Source organism: Synechocystis sp. PCC 6714, assembly GCF_000478825.2.
Classification (GTDB): Bacteria; Cyanobacteriota; Cyanobacteriia; order Cyanobacteriales; family Microcystaceae; genus Synechocystis.
The window spans coordinates 541,092-561,011 of sequence record NZ_CP007542.1 but is presented as its reverse complement, the minus strand read 5'-3'; the positions used below and the strand labels follow the sequence as shown (position 1 = coordinate 561,011).

At 46.0% G+C, this 19,920-nt stretch carries 17 protein-coding genes; 15 read left to right on the top strand and 2 right to left on the bottom strand.

Features of this window, described 5'->3' with window-relative positions:
- Positions 1-233: 233 nt before the first annotated feature.
- The 5 genes from D082_RS02555 to dxr all read left to right on the top strand — a co-directional run bounded on the left by D082_RS02555 (position 234) and on the right by dxr (position 7,244).
- The gene (locus D082_RS02555; protein ID WP_238546803.1) at positions 234-1,472 is read left to right on the top strand and encodes a class I SAM-dependent methyltransferase; all 1,239 of its coding nucleotides are present in this window, start codon (positions 234-236) and stop codon (positions 1,470-1,472) included.
- 234 nt (positions 1,473-1,706) lie between these two features.
- Complete coding sequence (locus D082_RS02550; protein WP_028949329.1) at positions 1,707-2,861, top strand: murein transglycosylase A; 1,155 nt, start codon at positions 1,707-1,709, stop codon at positions 2,859-2,861.
- A 247-nt stretch (positions 2,862-3,108) separates the two neighbouring features.
- A complete protein-coding gene (gene hemL, locus D082_RS02545; RefSeq protein WP_028949330.1) occupies positions 3,109-4,410 on the top strand; it encodes a glutamate-1-semialdehyde 2,1-aminomutase in 1,302 nt (433 codons plus the stop codon).
- A gap of 288 nt (positions 4,411-4,698) precedes the next feature.
- Positions 4,699-5,778, top strand: coding sequence for a class II fructose-bisphosphate aldolase (fba, locus tag D082_RS02540; RefSeq protein WP_028949331.1), 1,080 nt, complete (start codon positions 4,699-4,701; stop codon positions 5,776-5,778).
- Between the two features lie 284 nt (positions 5,779-6,062).
- Entirely contained in the window at positions 6,063-7,244 is a 1,182-nt protein-coding gene (dxr, locus tag D082_RS02535; protein WP_028949332.1) for a 1-deoxy-D-xylulose-5-phosphate reductoisomerase, read from the top strand.
- Between the two features lie 57 nt (positions 7,245-7,301).
- On the opposite strand, the gene D082_RS02530 is transcribed toward dxr, so the two are convergent.
- Positions 7,302-7,490, bottom strand: coding sequence for a hypothetical protein (locus tag D082_RS02530; RefSeq protein ID WP_028949333.1), 189 nt, complete (start codon positions 7,488-7,490; stop codon positions 7,302-7,304).
- A gap of 108 nt (positions 7,491-7,598) precedes the next feature.
- On the opposite strand from D082_RS02530, the gene D082_RS02525 reads away from it, so the two are divergent.
- Positions 7,599-10,064 carry an ATP-dependent Clp protease ATP-binding subunit gene (locus D082_RS02525; RefSeq protein ID WP_028949334.1) on the top strand — a complete coding sequence of 822 codons (2,466 nt, stop codon included), beginning with the start codon at positions 7,599-7,601 and terminating at the stop codon, positions 10,062-10,064.
- An 89-nt stretch (positions 10,065-10,153) separates the two neighbouring features.
- On the top strand, positions 10,154-11,404 hold the full coding sequence (gene sbcD / locus D082_RS02520) for an exonuclease subunit SbcD (protein ID WP_028949335.1): 1,251 nt from the start codon (positions 10,154-10,156) through the stop codon (positions 11,402-11,404).
- A 97-nt stretch (positions 11,405-11,501) separates the two neighbouring features.
- Here sbcD and D082_RS02515 read toward each other — a convergent pair whose 3' ends face one another.
- The gene (locus D082_RS02515; RefSeq protein ID WP_028949336.1) at positions 11,502-11,984 is read right to left on the bottom strand and encodes a flavin reductase family protein; all 483 of its coding nucleotides are present in this window, start codon (positions 11,982-11,984) and stop codon (positions 11,502-11,504) included.
- 221 nt (positions 11,985-12,205) lie between these two features.
- Here D082_RS02515 and D082_RS02510 point away from each other — a divergent pair, with 221 nt between their 5' ends.
- The 8 genes from D082_RS02510 (at position 12,206) to D082_RS02475 (ending at position 19,876) form a co-directional block, all read left to right on the top strand.
- Positions 12,206-12,955, top strand: coding sequence for a DUF1190 domain-containing protein (locus tag D082_RS02510; RefSeq protein ID WP_028949337.1), 750 nt, complete (start codon positions 12,206-12,208; stop codon positions 12,953-12,955).
- The gene (locus tag D082_RS02505) at positions 12,955-14,298 is read left to right on the top strand and encodes a glutathionylspermidine synthase family protein (RefSeq protein WP_028949338.1); all 1,344 of its coding nucleotides are present in this window, start codon (positions 12,955-12,957) and stop codon (positions 14,296-14,298) included. Before D082_RS02510 ends, D082_RS02505 begins: the two co-directional genes overlap by 1 nt.
- Before the next feature lie 36 nt (positions 14,299-14,334).
- Entirely contained in the window at positions 14,335-14,916 is a 582-nt protein-coding gene (locus tag D082_RS02500) for a hypothetical protein (RefSeq protein ID WP_051738658.1), read from the top strand.
- 51 nt (positions 14,917-14,967) lie between these two features.
- The gene (locus D082_RS02495; RefSeq protein WP_051738657.1) at positions 14,968-15,975 is read left to right on the top strand and encodes a glycosyltransferase; all 1,008 of its coding nucleotides are present in this window, start codon (positions 14,968-14,970) and stop codon (positions 15,973-15,975) included.
- A gap of 3 nt (positions 15,976-15,978) precedes the next feature.
- A complete protein-coding gene (locus D082_RS02490) occupies positions 15,979-16,674 on the top strand; it encodes a bifunctional 2-polyprenyl-6-hydroxyphenol methylase/3-demethylubiquinol 3-O-methyltransferase UbiG (protein ID WP_028949339.1) in 696 nt (231 codons plus the stop codon).
- Between the two features lie 19 nt (positions 16,675-16,693).
- Positions 16,694-18,091 carry a hypothetical protein gene (locus D082_RS02485; protein WP_038530034.1) on the top strand — a complete coding sequence of 466 codons (1,398 nt, stop codon included), beginning with the start codon at positions 16,694-16,696 and terminating at the stop codon, positions 18,089-18,091.
- Between the two features lie 80 nt (positions 18,092-18,171).
- Positions 18,172-18,981, top strand: a complete 810-nt coding sequence (locus D082_RS02480) for a hypothetical protein (protein ID WP_051738656.1) — start codon at positions 18,172-18,174, stop codon at positions 18,979-18,981.
- A gap of 178 nt (positions 18,982-19,159) precedes the next feature.
- Positions 19,160-19,876 (top strand): Uma2 family endonuclease, encoded by a 717-nt coding sequence (locus D082_RS02475; protein WP_028949341.1) that lies wholly within the window; start codon positions 19,160-19,162, stop codon positions 19,874-19,876.
- Positions 19,877-19,920: the final 44 nt, after the last annotated feature.

The window sequence follows — 19,920 nt, the reverse complement described above, 5'->3', positions numbered from 1 at the left end:
GGCTAGCATTGACTTTAAGTCTGACACATACTCCCAACAAGATTACCTGATGGATGCTGGCAATGGTTAAGGAATTGTTTGTCTTTGCAACCTTAGCCAGGGATCAAGGTAACCGTTTTGGTGAACAATTAATGAACAATTGTCAAAAATCCTGGTCAGTGGCCTAGGCATTCCATTAGCCTGAACTTTTCCTCCAGGCGATCGTCAATGCGTGGCAGAAAATTGCAAGGTAATTGAACTCTCTTCTCCCTGACTTTTCCCGTTCCTCCCTATCCATGGCCCAGAATATTCTCCCTGCTCTCCTTGACCATATCCGCCAAAGTCCCCAACAACGGCTCACTTTTGCGGAGTTTATGGAGTGGGTGCTCTATCAGCCCGATTATGGTTATTACAGTAGCGGCCAGGTGGATATTGGTATTCGAGGAGACTTTGTCACGGCGATCGCCTTGGGACCCGATTTTGGGGAACTGCTAACGGAACAATTCCTGGAAATGTGGCAAAGGTTGGGGGAACCAGCTCAATTTGACATTTTGGAGTTGGGGGCGGGCACTGGGGCCTTTGCCCAAACAGTGTTAGCCCACGCAGAAAACCGATACCCCCAGTTTTTTGCCGCGTTACAGTACCACATCATCGAAGAGTCCGCCGCCCTCCGCAGAAGACAGGCCAAGTTATTATTCACTTGGCAATCCAGGGGCAAAGTACAATGGCGAACCTGGGCTGGGTTGGGCGATGACAGCCTAGTGGGCTGTTGTTTTAGCAATGAATTTTTCGACGCTCTGCCCGTCCATCGGGTAGGCATCAAACAAGGGATTTTGAAGGAGCAGTATATTGAGGCGGAGGCAGAGGGGCTGATCAGTGTTTGGGACAGACTTTCCACCGAAAAATTGGTGGACTACTTTGCCAGCTTTGGTCTGCAATTAACCTGCCCTCCCTACGAAGAGGATTATGAAACGGAAGTCAATCTGGCCGCCCACCAAGCCCTGGAAAATATTGCCAGAGTTTTAACCCAGGGATGGGTCCTGACGGTGGACTACGGTCATCCAGCGGGGAAATATTACCATCCCCAACGCCGAGGGGGCACTTTGCAGTGTTATTTCCAACAACGGCACCACGATAATCCTTTTGTCAATTTGGGCCAACAGGACGTCACTGCCCATGTTAATTTCACCGCCCTGGAATGGTGGGGAGAATGCTATGGTCTGACCCGTTTGAACTTTACCCAACAGGGACCTTTTTTGATGAACCTCGGCCTTGGCGATCGCCTAGCGGCCCTGTCGAACGGGCAGTACGATTTGAACGAAATTTTTTCCCGCCGGGCTATTTTGCATCAGTTGATTGATCCCAGCGGTTTGGGTAAATTCGGAGTTTTACTCCAAGGCAAAGCACTTACTTCTGCCATGAAGGAGCCAGCTTTGCGGGGTTTTATTACCCCGACAGTGATGGAAACGGGTAATCTACCCATGGCAGGTTAGGTCGAAGATTTGTGCCCACCTTGGTTAGAGTTGATTTAGCTTAAAAAGCCCACAATGGAGTGCATTTTTTCAAGCCGGTAATCTGGACAGTTTGGCACACCGGCCCGTACATTTTGTCCTCAACAATTCCATTAGGGTAAATTAGGTCTCTAGACAGCAATCTCCATCGTCCCACTGGGGGAGCAACAAATTTTTCCATGGCCGATAACGGCCGACAATCTCCACAATCTAACAATGATCAAGCAATCTTTCCCACTACTGGCTTTGCTGTTAGTTTTCGGCATCAATGCCCCTATCCTCAGAGCCCAATCCCGTCCCTTGATGCCCGTGAGTGGGACAAATTTGGCACCCCAGGTGGGTTTTGATGAACAGTTGTGGGGTAACCATTGTTCAGCGGGGGATAAACAGTCCCTGCTCCGGGCCATTGACCACAGCCTGGCCTATTTGAAAACCGCCAGTGCAGCCAGGGCTTACCAAAATTATCCTGTGCCGGGGGTGACTAGGGAGCGGGTGGCCCGTTCCCTCCAGCGTTTTAGAACCCTATTGCAACAGTCCCCCAACCCTGAGGCACTCCAAGCCGCCGTTACGAGGGAATTTCAGTTTTACCAGGCGATCGGCACCGATGGTCAGGGCACCGTCCATTTCACCGGTTATTTTGAGCCGGTTTACACGGCCAGCCGCCAACCAACGGAAGAGTACCGCTATCCCATCTACGGTCTGCCCACCAATTTTTCCCGTTGGTCCAAGCCTCACCCCACTAGGGTTGAGCTGGAGGGCATTGATGGCCGGGGCAAATCTAGTCAGTTGCGGGGTCGGGAAATTGCCTGGTTCCGTAACCGTTTGGATGCCTATCTAATCCAAGTGCAGGGTTCCGCCAAAATCAACTGGGTGGGTGGGGGCCAAAGTTCCATTGCTTTTGCCGGTGCCACGGATTATCCCTACGTTAGTTTGGGTCGGGAAACCATTGCCGAGGGAATTTTTCAGCCAGGGGAAGTAACTTTACCGAGGCTAATTGAATATTTTGAGCAAAATCCCGCTGAAATGAGTCGTTTTATTCCCCGTAACAATCGGATGATTTTCTTCAAAGAGGCCGCCGCCAGCACCCCCGCCAAGGGCAGTATTGGTGTGCCGGTTACCGCTGAACGGTCCATTGCCACGGATAAATCCCTGATGCCCCCAGGGGCGATCGCCGTTTTGGCGGCCCCCGTCCCCGATTGTCGGGGGGAAAAAGTTGATGTCAGTCGTTTTGTGATGGATCAGGATACCGGCAGTGCCATCAAAGGTCCTGGCCGAGTAGATATTTTTATGGGCACGGGCCAAGTCCCTGGCGATCGGGCCGGTTTAATGAGCGACAACGGGAAAATGTATTATTTGCTTTTGCGACAATAATCAACTCCCTAGGGAGAATGGAGGTAAAAAGCGGAAATTTTCCCCAACTTATCTCCACAGTTGTTGGGGTTGGGAGCAACTCTCATCCGATCGCCCCCAATGAATAGAATTGTCAGCTAGTACAACGGAAGTTTGTTCAATGGGGCACCAAAATTCTGTACAGTGGAGTTATCCCCGTCTATTTTTGTTGCGGGCACAGGTTTGATAAATTTTTATAGCCAGTCTTTACACCCAAAGGAGACGCGAATTGGTTAACGCAACCCCTTTTATTACCACCAAATCAGAAGAGATTTTTACAGCGGCTCAACATCTGATGCCGGGCGGTGTCAGTTCTCCGGTGAGGGCCTTTAAGTCCGTCGGCGGCCAACCCATTGTTTTTGATCGAGTAGAAGGGGCACAGATTTGGGACGTAGATGGCAATCAATACATAGACTATGTGGGCACCTGGGGGCCCGCCATTTGCGGCCACGCCCACCCCGACGTAATCAATGCCCTCAAGGAAGCATTGGATAAGGGCACCAGTTTTGGCGCTCCCTGCGCCCAGGAAAATGTGTTGGCGGAAATGGTCATCGACGCTGTGCCCAGCATTGAAATGGTGCGCTTTGTCAACTCTGGTACCGAAGCCTGTATGTCTGTGTTGCGCCTGATGCGGGCTTTCACGGGCCGGGAAAAGATTATTAAATTTGAAGGCTGTTACCACGGCCACGCCGACATGTTCTTAGTGAAGGCCGGTTCCGGAGTGGCAACCCTTGGTCTTCCCGATTCTCCTGGGGTGCCCAGTAACACCACCAAAGCAACCTTGACTGCTCCCTATAACGATTTGGAAGCGGTTAAAGCTCTGTTCGTGGAAAATCCCGACAGCATTGCCGGGGTGATTCTGGAGCCAGTGGTGGGTAATGCAGGGTTTATCCTCCCCGATGCGGGCTTTTTAGAAGGTTTGCGGGAACTGACCAAGGAGTACGGTGCTTTGCTGGTCTTTGATGAGGTGATGACGGGTTTTCGGGTATCCTACGGTGGAGCCCAGGCCCGGTTTGGCATTACCCCGGATTTGACTACCCTCGGTAAGGTCATTGGTGGTGGTTTACCGGTGGGGGCCTACGGTGGTCGGGAAGACATTATGGCCATGGTGGCCCCAGCCGGTCCTATGTACCAAGCGGGTACCCTGTCCGGTAATCCCTTGGCCATGACAGCGGGCATTAAAACCCTGGAAATTTTGCAAAAGCCAGGCTCCTACGAATATTTAGACAAAATCACTAAACGTCTGGTGGCAGGGCTACTAACGGCGGCTAAGGATGCGGGTCATGAGGTTTGCGGCGGTTCCATCAGCGCCATGTTCGGCATTTTCTTTGCCCCTGGTCCCGTAAGAAACTATGAAGATGCTAAGTTGGCTGACACCAATAAATTTGCCCGTTTCCATCGGGGCATGTTGGAACGGGGCGTTTATCTAGCTCCTTCCCAGTATGAGGCTGGTTTCCCCTCCCTGGCTCACACCGAAGACCAGATTGACCAGACCATTGCAGTGGCCAAGGAAGTATTCGCCACCCTTTGAACCGTTTGATCCCCTGATCCCCAATGGCGATCGCCGGGGCGGAACATTGCTAAATCCAGAATCAGTTACCCGAATTCTCCCCCATCCTAAACTTGGTTATTCAGCCATAGACTAGGGTGGGGATGTTGGTGTGGATTGATTTCAATGCCCTAGCACAAATTCCCTGGGGCAGGACTAAAAAGATCATTAAAAATTGTCAAGGGACAGAAACTAGCCTAAGATGAGACCCATATAAAGACTTGTCTTGCGACCCCAATACACATTAGGCAATAGAACTTAGGAGGATTTATGGCTCTCGTCCCAATGCGATTGCTGTTAGACCATGCGGCGGAAAATGGTTATGGCATTCCCGCTTTCAACGTCAACAACATGGAGCAGATCATTTCGATCATGCAGGCCGCTGATGAAACCAACAGCCCTGTGATTTTGCAAGCTTCCCGTGGTGCCCGGAGCTACGCTGGGGAAAATTTTCTGCGCCATTTGGTCTTAGGGGCGGTCGAAACCTATCCTCACATTCCCATTGCTATGCACCAGGACCATGGCAATAGCCCCGCCACTTGCTATTCCGCCATCCGCAACGGTTTCACCAGTGTGATGATGGACGGTTCCTTGGAAGCTGACGCCAAGACCCCCGCTAGCTTTGAGTACAACGTTAACGTTACCGCTGAAGTGGTAAAAGTTGCCCACTCCGTTGGGGCCAGTGTGGAAGGGGAATTGGGTTGCTTAGGTTCCTTGGAAACCGGCCAAGGGGAAGCGGAAGACGGCCACGGTTTTGAAGGTAAATTAGACCACTCCCAACTGTTGACCGACCCTGAGGAAGCGGTGGAATTCGTTAACAAAACCCAAGTTGATGCCCTCGCCGTGGCGATCGGTACCAGCCATGGTGCTTACAAATTCACCCGCAAACCTACCGGAGAAGTTTTGGCCATCAGCCGCATTGAAGAAATTCACCGCCTGTTGCCCAACACCCACTTGGTAATGCACGGTTCTTCCTCCGTTCCCCAGGAATGGATCGATATGATTAACGAATTCGGTGGTGCTATCCCCGAAACCTATGGTGTGCCCGTAGAAGAAATTCAAAAAGGTATTAAGAGCGGTGTCCGCAAAGTAAACATCGATACCGATAACCGTTTGGCCATCACGGCCGCTTTCCGGGAAGCCGCCGCTAAGGATCCTAAGAACTTTGACCCCCGTCACTTCCTCAAACCTTCCATCAAATACATGAAACAGGTTTGTGCTGACCGCTATCAACAGTTCTGGACCGCTGGTAACGCTTCTAAGATCAAACAATTGACCTTGGACGACTACGCCGCTAAGTATGCCAAAGGTGAATTGACCGCCACTTCCCGCACTTCTGTTGCTGTGTAGATTGGGGTTAATTTTTCGTTTTTAGGAACGTGTTTGAAAAGCCCCCCCGGCCCCCCAATTGTGGGGGGAGATTCTTCTGACTTGCCAGAGCTTTAGTGAGGAGATTTAGGGATCGGGTCATAACTTTATAGAACAGCCTCTAAGTTTTGGCTTATTGGAAACATAGAGAATAAATAATTTTGCTCCTCCTTAGGTTAAAACCTGGGGGAGTTTTTTCTTCTCAGATGGGCAGCAACCCCTTAAGATTGGGAGGATTAGTTTTAGCTCAAGCAACGGCGGTAATGGTGAAACGTATTTCTATCCTCGGCTCCACCGGTTCCATTGGTACCCAAACTTTGGACATTGTTACCCATCATCCCGAGGCTTTTCAGGTGGTCGGTTTGGCCGCTGGGGGTAATGTGACCCTATTGTCGGAGCAGGTGGCCAATTTTCAACCGGAAATCGTTGCTATTCGCCAATCCGAAAAATTGCCAGATCTAAAAGCGGCAGTGGCCAAGCTAACTAATTACCAACCCCAATATGTGGTGGGGGAGGAAGGGGTAGTGGAGGTGGCCCGTTACGGCGATGCGGAAAGTGTGGTAACTGGAATAGTCGGTTGTGCTGGTTTATTGCCCACCATGGCGGCGATCGCCGCGGGGAAAGATATTGCCTTAGCCAATAAAGAGACTTTAATTGCTGGGGCCTCGGTGGTGTTACCCCTGGTGGAAAAAATGGGGGTGAAGTTATTGCCGGCAGACTCAGAGCATTCCGCTATTTTTCAATGTTTGCAAGGGGTCCCGGACGGGGGATTACGGCGGATTATTCTGACCGCTTCCGGGGGGGCATTCCGAGATTTGCCAGTGGAAAGATTGCCCTTTGTGACAGTGCAGGATGCCCTCAAACATCCCAATTGGACCATGGGGCAAAAAATCACCATTGACTCCGCCACTTTGATGAACAAGGGTTTGGAAGTCATTGAAGCCCATTATTTGTTCGACTTGGATTACGATCATATAGACATTGTCATCCATCCCCAAAGCATTATTCATTCCCTGATTGAAGTACAAGATACGTCGGTGTTAGCTCAGTTGGGATGGCCTGATATGCGTCTGCCGTTGCTCTATGCCCTGTCCTGGCCGGAGAGGATTTACACCGACTGGGAGCCGTTGGATTTAGTTAAAGCTGGTAGTTTAAGTTTTCGGGAGCCAGATCATGACAAATATCCCTGTATGCAATTGGCCTATGCGGCGGGCCGGGCCGGTGGAGCCATGCCAGCGGTGTTAAATGCGGCCAATGAACAGGCGGTAGCGTTGTTTTTGCAAGAAAAAATTAGCTTTCTGGATATTCCCCGTCTGATTGAAAAAGCCTGTGATCTTTACGCAGGTCAGAACACTTCTAACCCCGATTTAGAGACTATTTTGGCGGCGGATCAATGGGCCCGGAAAACTGTGTTGGAAAACAGTGCCGCTGTTGCAGCCCACAACTAGAGCAATTTTCACTTTCACCGGAATGATTGGCTGAATAATCATTTTGGAGAGTCCAATTCAACTGGTTTTTCTCGCCAATAATTGCTGAAATCTGGCGATCGCCGACTTTATCGTTGCCACTTCAAACAGATATTCTTCACCATTTGGGGGGAAACCATGGGCAATTTTTTCGGTTAAAGGCACAGCTTCATCGGTGGTTAACAGAACAATGGAGGTGAGGAAAACCCCACAGACGCAGTTCGCCATTCCACCGTTAAACCTACACCCACGGCTGTACCCAGGGCAACAGCACAGTAAAAGCGCTATGTTAGAATCAGCAATACACAGGGCACGCTGAGGTGATGGATTTAGGTTATGTTTGAACGCTTTACAGAAAAAGCCATTAAAGTAATCATGCTTGCTCAGGAGGAAGCTCGTCGCCTCGGACATAACTTCGTTGGCACGGAACAAATTCTGCTCGGCTTGATTGGCGAAGGAACTGGCGTCGCCGCCAAGGTTCTCAAATCCATGGGGGTTAATCTCAAAGACGCCCGCATCGAAGTAGAGAAAATTATCGGGCGGGGATCAGGTTTTGTGGCCGTGGAAATTCCCTTTACCCCCCGGGCTAAAAGAGTGCTGGAACTTTCCCTTGAGGAAGCCAGGCAACTGGGGCACAATTACATCGGCACCGAACATTTACTGTTGGGTCTGATTCGAGAAGGGGAAGGGGTAGCCGCCCGGGTATTAGAAAACCTAGGGGTTGATCTTTCCAAAGTCCGCACCCAGGTGATCCGTATGTTGGGGGAAACGGCCGAAGTAGCCGCCGGTGGTGGCAGTGGTGGCCGCACCAAAACCCCGACTTTGGACGAATTTGGTTCCAATCTGACCCAGATGGCCGCCGAAGGAAAGTTGGATCCTGTGGTGGGTCGCCAAAAAGAAATTGAGCGGGTGATTCAAATCCTGGGCCGCCGCACCAAAAATAACCCTGTCCTGATTGGGGAACCGGGGGTGGGTAAAACGGCGATCGCCGAAGGTTTAGCCCAGCGCATTGCCAACAAAGATATTCCCGACATCCTCGAAGAAAAGCGGGTGGTGACCCTGGACATCGGTTTGCTGGTGGCCGGCACCAAATACCGAGGGGAATTTGAAGAACGACTGAAAAAAATCATGGATGAAATCCGCCAAGCCGGTAACATCATCCTCGTCATCGACGAAGTCCATACCCTGATTGGAGCCGGTGCTGCCGAAGGGGCAATCGACGCGGCCAATATCCTCAAGCCCGCCTTAGCCCGGGGTGAGTTGCAATGTATTGGCGCCACCACCCTCGATGAGTATCGTAAACACATTGAACGGGATGCGGCCCTGGAACGGCGTTTCCAACCCGTGATGGTGGGGGAACCCTCCGTGGAAGAAACCATCGAAATCCTCTACGGTCTGCGGGAACGTTACGAACAGCACCACAAACTGAAAATTTTGGACGAAGCCCTGGAGGCCGCCGCCAAACTTTCCGACCGTTATATCTCTGACCGTTTCTTGCCCGACAAGGCGATCGATTTGATTGACGAAGCCGGTTCCCGGGTGCGCTTGATCAATTCCCAATTGCCCCCCGCCGCCAAGGAGTTGGACAAGGAATTGCGGCAAATTCTCAAAGAAAAAGATGACGCCGTCCGCAACCAAGACTTTGACAAAGCCGGGGAACTAAAAGACCGGGAAGACGAAATTAAAAAACAAATCCGGGCGATCGCCTCTTCCAAAAAAGCGGAAGGGGACAGTGGTGAACCGGAAGTAACTTCCGAAGAAATTGCCCATATCGTTGCTTCTTGGACTGGAGTCCCCGTTAACAAATTAACGGAATCGGAATCCGAAAAACTGTTGCATATGGAGGACACCCTCCATCAACGGTTAATCGGCCAAGAAGATGCAGTTAAAGCCGTATCCCGGGCCATTCGTCGGGCCAGGGTAGGGTTGAAAAATCCCAACCGTCCCATTGCTAGCTTCATTTTCTCCGGTCCCACCGGGGTGGGTAAAACCGAGTTGACCAAAGCTCTGGCGGCTTACTTCTTCGGTTCCGAGGAAGCGATGATCCGCCTGGACATGTCGGAATTTATGGAACGGCACACCGTTTCTAAATTGATCGGTTCCCCCCCCGGCTATGTGGGCTATAACGAAGGGGGTCAGTTGACGGAAGCAGTACGTCGCCGTCCCTACACGGTGGTGCTGTTTGACGAGATTGAAAAAGCCCACCCCGACATCTTCAATATGCTGTTGCAAATTTTGGAAGATGGTCGCCTCACCGATGCCAAAGGTCGCACAGTGGATTTCAAAAACACCCTGTTGATTATGACCTCCAACATCGGTTCCAAGGTAATTGAAAAAGGTGGCGGCGGTTTGGGCTTTGACTTTGCCGATGACCAGGCGGAGTCCCAGTACAATCGCATTCGCTCCCTGGTCAATGAAGAACTGAAAAACTACTTCCGTCCCGAGTTCCTGAACCGTCTGGATGAAATTATCGTCTTCCGTCAATTGAACAAAGAGGAAGTCAAGGAAATTTCCGAAATCCTTCTGCGGGATGTGTTTGCCCGGTTGGTGGAAAAAGAAATTTCTTTGCAAGTCACCGACAAGTTCAAAGAACGCATTGTGGAAGAAGGGTTTAACCCCGCCTACGGTGCCCGTCCCCTCCGCCGGGCCATTATGCGCCTGCTGGAAGACGTGTTAGCGGAAGAAATTCTTTCGGGCCGTCTCAAGGAAGGCAGCCAAGCGCTGGTGGACATTGGCGAAGACAACCAAGTGGTGGTCATCCCCGGCGAAACAAGGGAATTGATTGCCCCCGGTGTGGAATAGTTAGCTCCCCTCAGTGGGCCACTACCATAGGATGAAGGGAGGACAAAACGTCTTCCCTTTTTTGTTGGAATTATTGGAAGATTATTGCCATGTTAAAAGTCCTGCATCTTTCTGACATTCATCTGGGCAGTGGTTTTTCCCATGGGCACATTAATCCGGCTACGGGGCTAAATACGAGGTTAGAAGATTTCATCCAGAGTTTACGGCTTTGCATTGACCGGGCAATTCAAGAGCCGGCGGATGTGGTGCTCTTTGGGGGGGATGCTTTTCCCGATGCCACCCCGCCCCCCTACGTTCAGGAAGCGTTTGCGGCTGAATTTCGCCGTTTGGCCGATGCCCATATTCCCACTGTCCTATTAGTGGGCAACCATGATCAGCATTCCCAGGGCAGTGGGGGAGCTAGTCTTTGCATCTATCGCACCCTGGCGGTACCTGGCTTCATCGTTGGCGATCGCCTTGGCACCCATCTAATTCCCAGCGCCAATGGAGATCTACAAATTATCACCTTGCCTTGGTTGACCCGCTCCACTCTGCTGACCCGGCCGGAAACGGAGGGGTTATCCCTAGAAGCTATTAATTTGCTCTTACTGAAAAAGTTACAGCCAATTTTGGAGGCAGAAATTCGGAGCCTAGACCCCCAATTGCCCACTATTTTGCTGGGGCATTTAATGGCGGATCGAGCCACCTTTGGGGCAGAAAAAACCCTCTCCGTAGGTAAAGGTTTTACTATTCCCCTAGCTTTAATTAATCGGCCCGAATTTGATTACATTGCTTTGGGCCATGTCCACAAACACCAAAATCTCAATCCCCACAACAATCCCCCCATTGTTTATCCCGGTAGCATTGAGCGGGTGGACTTTGGTGAAGAAAAGGAAGATAAAGGCTATATTTGGCTGGAAATTGGCAAGGGAAAAGTAAATTGGCAATTTTGTCCCCTGCCCGCCCGTCCCTTTAAAACCATTAAGGTCGATGTGACGGAGGCCGAAGATCCCCAGGCTGAATTATTAATGGCGATCGCCAAAACAACCATTGATGGTGCGGTGGTACGGCTAATTTACCAAATCCGCTCTGAACAGTTAGAACAAATAGATAATCGCAAATTACAGGAGGGTTTGAAATCGAGCCATTCCTACACCATCCGCCCAGAATTAGTCAGCCAATTGGCCCGGCCGCGATTGCCAGAATTGGGGGTAGGTTCCGCCCTTGATCCCCTGGTAGCCCTCAAAACCTACCTGGAAAACAAAAAAGATATTAAAGAGTTAATGCCTGACTTAATGGAAGCGGCTGAGCATTTACTCCATACTAATGGGGACAATTGGCTAGAAGCTGTGGAGGATTGATGAGACTTTTGTCTCGTTTCCCCCAAACTTGGGGAGCAAGGCGCGTTTTAAAGACCTTCTTAGGGGTCTAACCTAATAACTATCTAGCTAGCCTTAACTAGCCGCCGTAGTTCCAGCCGGTGCTTTCTAGTAATAGGGGCTTGCCCTCATTAAAGACTTGGGCGCCAATGACTTCACCAACAAAAACGGTGTGATCGCCGTGGGCTACAGACCCCACCACTCGGCATTCCACATAACCGAGGCAGTCTTTGAGCACAGGACAACCGGTTTCGGGGGCATCAAGCACGTCAAAATTTTCAAACTTGTCCCCCACCCGTCGTTGGGGCTTAAAGAATTGCGCTGCTACATCTTTTTGGTCCGCCGCCAGAAAACTGAGGGCAAACTGGCCGCTTTCCTGCAATAGCCGATGGGAAATGGAATCAGAGCGCACACAGTTAACCACCAGGGGGGGGTCAAAGGAACCCTGCATCACCCAACTGGCGGTGAAACCATTGGCCTCCTCTCCGGACCTAACACCACAGACGTAGAGGCCGTGGGGAATTTTGCGTAGGAGGGTTTTCTTGGCTTGTTCGTCTAGCACGGTGTTTTCTCAAGATTGAATGACAATTTAGCAGTCCATATTTCCCTAGCTTAACAATCCCCGACCCCTATCAACCCTATTCAAAACTCGTATTTGGCACCAATGGCGCTGAAATTAGTCAATCTTTGTGATTCTTTCGTAAATAATTTTTACCGATTAGTTTATCCCCAGAAAATCTCAATACAATAACTCCATCATTACTGCCTAACCCGGCGATCGCCATGGAACCAAATCATTTCCCCGATAACATTTCTCGGCCCATTTATCGTAAACAGGTTAGGCAATATCTAGCGATGGTCGCGGTGTTGGCCATGGTAAGCACCAGTTGTAAAGACAATAATCCCAAAACCAACCAGGGTGGCGCTGCTGAAAGTAAAGAAAAAATTGAAGCCCTTTACTACACCAGCGTGGCGGAATGCAAAAAGGATATGGCCAATCAGGCCAATGAGTATAAAGCCCTGACGGAAGCCCATAAAGCGGGCAAATTGACCAACGCCCCCACACCTCCTCCCATTCGGCCCGAAGATTGCGAAGCCCAAATGAAAGCGGCCCAGGAGGAACACCAACGGAATGCCCCGGTTTATGGTAGTCGAGCCGATTGTCAAAATGATGGGGTAATTTGTGAGCCTACCCCCAGTGGCTACCACACCAGCGGTTATCGTCCGATTTTTGGCGGAGCTTACTTTTATCCCTACGGCAGTAATTACACCTACATCTACTCTGGCGGGGTACAACGGCGGGTGTTGCAACCATCCATTGTGTATCGGGGGACAAATCCGGATCAGTTAATTACCCCCAATGGCGTTAGTGTGCCCCGCACTACCACGGGCAAAGTTTCCACTTCCAAAGCTGTCACTGCCCCCGCTCCCCCTAGGCCATCGGGCACCGCCGCGAAGGGCACTATTTCAGGCCGCAGTAGCAATAAGGGTTTTGGTTCTACTTTTAAGGGCACTGGCCGGGGAGGTAAATAATGCAACCGATAAAAATTAGCCGTCGTCCCCGCTGGCGCCAACATATTCAGGATAATGCTTACCAAGCTGATGTGCTCAGTGATCCAGCCCAAAAATATTGGGTGGAAGCCCTACCCCAACCCTTTGCCATCCAATTCACCCCCCAAGAAGAAACGGCGATCGCCATTGCTAGTGAAAAACTATGGCAAATGTGTGTGGAATTTCTGGACTGGTTTTTTGATGAGGATGATGACTCTGCCGTTGACGCAAGATTGGCCCAGCTAAAAATTCGCCCTGAATATTGGCCTGCCCTGAAAAATAGTTGGCATCGCACCGACCCGGTGGAGGATTTAAGTTTAGCTACCCGTTTTGATCTAGTGGTCACCGAAGATGGTCAGATTAAATTAATTGAAATTAATGGGGAAACGCCACTGTTGGGAGCGGAAACGGTTTACCAATGGAATTGGTTAGTGGACTACCAACGCAACCACAATCAAGGGGCCTATGCTTTACCGGCCAATGCTAGTCAGTTTAATGAATATTGGGAAAGAACGGCGGGGCAATGGCGCAGAATTTATGAAGAATATGATTTACTCCGCACAGGCATTTCCTTTCTGGTAGATGAACAACTAGAAGAAGATAGTGAAATGGCAATGCAATTAATCCAAATTCTCCACGATGAGGTGGATGAAAATGTTTACACCCAATTGGTTTATCTAAGGGGTTTAGAAAATGATCGGGGTCAATTAACTCAAAGGGGTTTGGGTTTAGATGAAGATGGTTATTTCATTGACCATGCTAACGAAAGAATTCCAATTTTATGGAAAATGTATGACTGGTCAGATTTGCAAAATGATATGGCCAATGCTGGCTGCACTGAGGCGTTAGCCCAACGCCTAGCCGTGGGAGATACAAAAGTAATTGAACCTTTATGGAAACAAATTTTATCTAACAAAGGGGCGATGGCTTTAATTTGGCAACGGTTTAAAGATAGTGAGTATGCTCAATATCTCCTGCCCACTTATTTTGAGAGCGATATTTCCCTCGAAGCAACCCGTTTACTATTGCAGGGTTTACACGTTCGTAAACCTTTGTTAGGTATGGAAGGCATTGGTGTTTCCATTGAGTTGGGGGCCGGAGCAGTGGAAAAACGGCCTACCTATGGTTATGGTGAAGAGGGTTTTATTATCCAAGAATATATTGAACTGCCCCAGGCCTTTGACTATCACTACATGGTGGGGAGTTGGGTTATTGATGATACGGCGGCTGGCATTATTTTACGGGGAGATACTTCTCAAATTACAGGTCGTCATTGTTTGATTATTCCCCATATCGTGGCAGAAGAATTTTTATCAATTGGTTAAATAATCTGTGTTAAAGCTTAGGATAAGTGATTGATTATGAAAATTATTGATTTGGACAATAATCCAATAAATCACAGCCAAAAAATTTGCTTAAATGATTGGGATGTGGACCAAATATTTACCAGGGATTATCAACTACCGATAAATACTTTTAATGGTGGGCAAGCTCAGTTAAAAGATAATTTTTGTATTTTACTAAGTCGAGATGTTTATTCTGAAGGGGATGCTCAATTTTTATCTGATTATTTATTATCTCATTCACAGGAATTATCCCCAGATTTTTTAGCTTTATTACCCCGATGGCTGGGAGATGAACAAAAACATTATCAAGCTCTGCGGCGGGTTTATCGTTGTTTGTCCGGGCTAGATTTTGTCGCTATGGATGAAGATTTTCATCGGCGATCGCCAGGATTGAAAAAATTGAAAATATTAAAAAAATCGATTAAATATACACCAGATCATTTGGTTGCAAATAGGCGTAACTCAACTAAAGTTTCAGAAAAAATCTTAAAAAAGTCAGCAAAATTCATCATTCAACAACAATCAACTAACACAGAGAAGGAACCTATTCAACACCATCGGCTGGGAAGCTATAGAAAAATTATTCAGAAATTATAGGAGTTCTTTTCTTGGTCTTGATTAATCAAATAAATAAGTTCAATAAAGTTTATGTTTAACATAGAATTTCATGATAATTTTATCTCAACAGAAGATAACTCTCAAGAGGTTATTTTTATTATTCCGGTTTTTAATGATTGGAAATCTGTCAGAAAACTATTAGAAGATTTAGATACTCTACTAACTCGTTACAAAATTTTGGCAAGTATATTAGTAGTCGACGATGCGTCAAATTTCCCAGAAGAACAAAGACTATTTGACAATATGGGTTTGCGAGCAATCAAAAATTTTAAAATTCTTCGACTCAAAAGGAATATCGGTCATCAACGCGCGATAACTATCGGGTTAGCCTATACTGAAGCTTTTTACTCAGGAGATATGGTCTTAGTTATGGATGCAGATGGCGAGGATACACCTCAAGATTGTATTGCTCTAATTCAAAAATGTGTGGAAAACGACTACAGAAAAATTATTTTTGCCCGCCGAAGCCAGAGATCAGAATCATTTCTGTTTAAATTATTCTATCGCGCATATTATACAACCTACCATTTATTAACTGGTTTTGATATTAGGGTTGGCAACTTTAGCATCATTCCATTTAATCTGCTCCATAGATTAGTAGTTGTTTCCGAATTGTGGAATCATTATGCTGCAGGTGTTCTAAAATCAAAGTTGATGAATGATGATATAAATACCCGTCGAGGGACTCGTTATTACGGTAAATCTCAAATGAACTTTACATCGCTTATTACCCATGGTTTAAGTGCAATCTCTGTTCATGGTGAAATAGTTGGAGTTCGTTTATTAATAGTTTCCTGTATGATGATCTGTTTGATGATAATAGCCATACTCATAGTTGTGGGAATCCGCTTAACCACAAACCTTGCTATACCTGGATGGACTTCTTACATAGTAACTATCTTATTATCTCTTATTTTACAAGTATTTATGATTGCGCTTTCATTTATCTTTTTAGTTTTAGTAGGACGCAATAATATCGGTTTTATACCAAGTAGAGATTATTCTTATTTTATATTATCAGTAGAGGATATTTTCTAACCTATGGAAAATTATAGCTACGTTGGCTCTGAGCTAGAATTATTTAGATTAGCCAGAAATTGGAAAAACTATTATCATAGAATAATTTACTCATATTTAGGTGAAAATGTATTAGAAGTAGGGGCTGGCATTGGAAGTACAACTAAAATACTTTGCAGTCAGAACCAACAAAAGTGGGTCTGCTTAGAGCCAGATGAATTGATGATTGATATGCTTAAATCAGAAAAAAATCTTCCACAAATTTGTGAAATTAAACATGGTTCACTAGCTAATATTTCATTTGACTATTGTTTTGATTCAATCATTTATATTGATGTCTTAGAACATATTGAAGATGACTTTGCTGAAATTAAGCGAGCAACGGCAAATTTGAGATCAGGGGGCTTTTTAGTTGTATTAGCTCCAGCCCACCAGTGGTTATTTTCCCCTTTTGATAAATCCGTAGGTCACTTCCGCCGATATAATCGTCAAACGATCAAACGATTAACACCACCAGAACTTAGGTTAGTCAACTTAAAATATATTGATTCTGTTGGATTAATTGCCTCGGCAAGTAATCATTTTTTAAAACAAAGCATACCAACTTTACAACAAGTCAAACTATGGGATACATGGATGATTCCAGTTTCAAAAGTCTTTGATCCCATATTGAAGTATAAATTTGGCAAGTCTATTTTAGCTGTATGGAAAAAATTTTAATTACATTAAACAAAAAGTCATGAGAGTTAAACTAACTAATTTCAATATTTATTATGTTACTTTATTCGTTTTTTGTTTATTTTGTCTGGCTCTGTATTCATCTTTTGGCAGACCACTTTGGATAGATGAATTTTTACATTTTGCTTTGGGAGCATACCAAACAACCGGAGAATCTTGGCAAGTCATCCGCCAGTCTATATTAGGAATTAATCACGGCCAAACAGGTATTTATATGCTTATTGACTACTGGTTAATGCAAATATTTGGAGCTAATACTTTTTGGCTAAGATTTCCTAGTCTATTTTCTGGTTTAGCGATGATGTTAGCAGTACTTTATCTTTTTCGTCTTTGGGAGATGCCATTTCTGTGGCAATTTATGGGCATTGTTGCCTTATCTTCTCAGACTCAGTTAATGTACTTTGTTGGCGAAGCAAGACCATATATGCCATTAGTTTCTTCTGTTGTTTGTAGTCTTGCTTATTACAGTACTCTTTTGGATGTAAGATCTAAATTAATTTTTAAAATTTTTGGAATACTTTCCATTTCAATGGGAATTCTTTTCCATCCATATTTTTGCCTTTATTGGTTAGGAATAATACTATTTACATATTTACAAAAACTAATTGAAACAGAACAAGAAATTTCCATTAAATCTATTTTAGAGCATATTAATGTTCCTTTATGTTTATTTGGATCAGGGTTATTTATTTTAGTTGGATCACTAACTTGGTTAAGGGGAAACCCCACTGCTAAAACATCATTCGATCCTTTTGAATGGATAAAAATAGATAAACTGCTACAAGTATTTTTTGAATTAACTCACTTTGAATTTTTACAAAAGCTAATATATCCGGTGATTTTCATAAGTCTTATTTCTGTTTTAGTTGTTCTTTATTTACCAAAATATAAGCAAATTTATATTAAAGAGATTACAACTCCCATTCTTCTAATAACTTTCGCTCTAATAATATCAGTTTTTATATCTTATATTTCTTACAGGAGTAATTATTGGATAATGACTAGACAATGGGTCGCATCCATGGCTCTTGTTCCTTTGGGTTTTGTTTGGCTCGCATTTAAACTTTCAAAGTTTTTCACTAAAGTAAACTTTTTATTGACATTTATCTGGATGGGTGTTGTCTTTAGCCCCATAATTTTAAAATTTGGTGAAGTTGTGGAATTAAATATAAAATTAACAATGCAGGATTTATCTCAAATTGAATACCAAAAAAAATGTCCAATGCTATCTTCAGAGCAATTATCTTTTTTGCAATCTATGGAAAAATTCCCTTTGCCAAAATATGCTAACAATGATGAAATGAACGAATACTGGGTATGTTTAGCCAACAATAATGTTAGACAAGGTGGGGAGGTGTGGAAAGGGTTTAGAGGGTTTTATGATGCTCGCATTAAATAAAGTATATTATCTTTATGGCGTTTTTTGCAGAAGTTGGGTATAAACAGTTGATATAGAACGTCATATATCAAAAAACAAAAATGAAAACATACTCATTAGACATTGGTAAAGCCCTAAGCAAAGCAACAAAAGTTAACCATAGTGAACTTTATTATCATTCAGCACTTCTGAATTATCAACTATCCCCAAGTATTTTAGAGAGTTTAAATCCTGCCCTTAAAAGTAATTTTTGCGTTCTACTCAGTCAGGACGTTTACTCAGAGGGTGATGCTCAATTTCTTTACAATTATCTCCTATCTCGTTCAGGGGAATTGTCCCCAGATTTGATGGCTTTATTGCCCCTGTGGTTGGGAGATGAACAAAAGCATTATCAAGCTTTACGACACATTTATAGTTGTTTATCTGGACTTAGTGTTACCGCCATAGAGACCAATTTTAAGCAACGATCGCCTAGCTTAGAACCTATTGCTTGGGTTTTACAAGACGAGTTTACCATTGTTAGTACCCTGGTATTTGACGAGTTGGGGTCTATGTTTTCCTATCGTCGAGATCTACGGGAATATTACCAACCCTTTGGTAAAAGCTTTGCCAGAGTCGCTCAACATTTGGTGCAGGATGAAGGCAGTCATTTTCGCCATTTTTTAAACATTCTCAAGCATAATTATCCCCACCGTCTCCGAGAATTACCAGATTTTTTCCAGAGCCTCATCAAACTAGAAAAATCCCTGGGGCATTATTACCACACCTTTTTGCTAGACCATGCCCAGGAAATGCACCGTTTTCCCGACTATTTTAGCGAGGTTATTGTCCAGTTAATTTTGGCTGAGCTAAACCTTGGCGATCGCCCTAGCACTGCTGTGATTAAATCCTTAACTCTTGTTTTGCCCTAATCTATGAGTTACTTAATTCCTCCCATGGAAGTTGGCGATCGCCTAAAAATCACAACTCACAATAATGGCGATCGCCCTGATTCTTGCCAAATTTGAAAGGCTCTTAAATTTTCTACGCCAAAGACATTAATTCGCTAGGATCAAGGAACATTAGGCAACCACCAAGGAGCATAGTCCCATGCTTGCCAAGGAAACATTTACGCCCCTGCCCGATCACACCCAGCTTCCTTGTGAAGACGGTACTTTCGTGAAGAATTTTCAGGAACATCCCCAAAGTATTTTGCTGACCAGTGCGATCCGTCCAGTCTTGGATCAAATTCATGCTGATGGACAGTACACCATCGGTCAAGATAGCGGCATTTATTGGCGTTTAACCGAACCACCACAGCGGGGAGCCGAAGCCCCAGACTGGTTTTATGTGCCAAATGTGCCGCCGTTACTCAATGGCAAGGGCCGACGCTCCTATGTGTTATGGCAAGAAATCATCCCGCCGCAGATCGTTTTAGAGTTCGTTTCTGGTGATGGTTCTGAGGAACGTGATCGCACCCCTTGGACTGGCAAATTTTGGATCTACGAAACGGTTATTCGTCCGGCTTATTACGGGATCTACGAGGTGGAAAAGGCGAGTGTTGAGCTATATTACCTGGTCGGTAGCCACTATGAATTAATGAATCCGAACGCCTATGGAAAGTATGAAATTCCAGAATTAAAAGTTGCGCTAGGCATTTGGCAAGGAACCTATCAAAACATGGAATTGCCTTGGTTACGGTGGTGGGATCTTCAAGGAAAGCTGTTACCTAATCCAGAAGAAAAAGTGATTCAAGCTGAAGAAAAAGCGGAAAAGTTAGTAGCAAAACTGCGGGAGTTGGGCATTGATCCAGAAACTCTTGATTAATTGATTACTGTCATTAAAAATATGGCGCGTTACATTTCATTGAC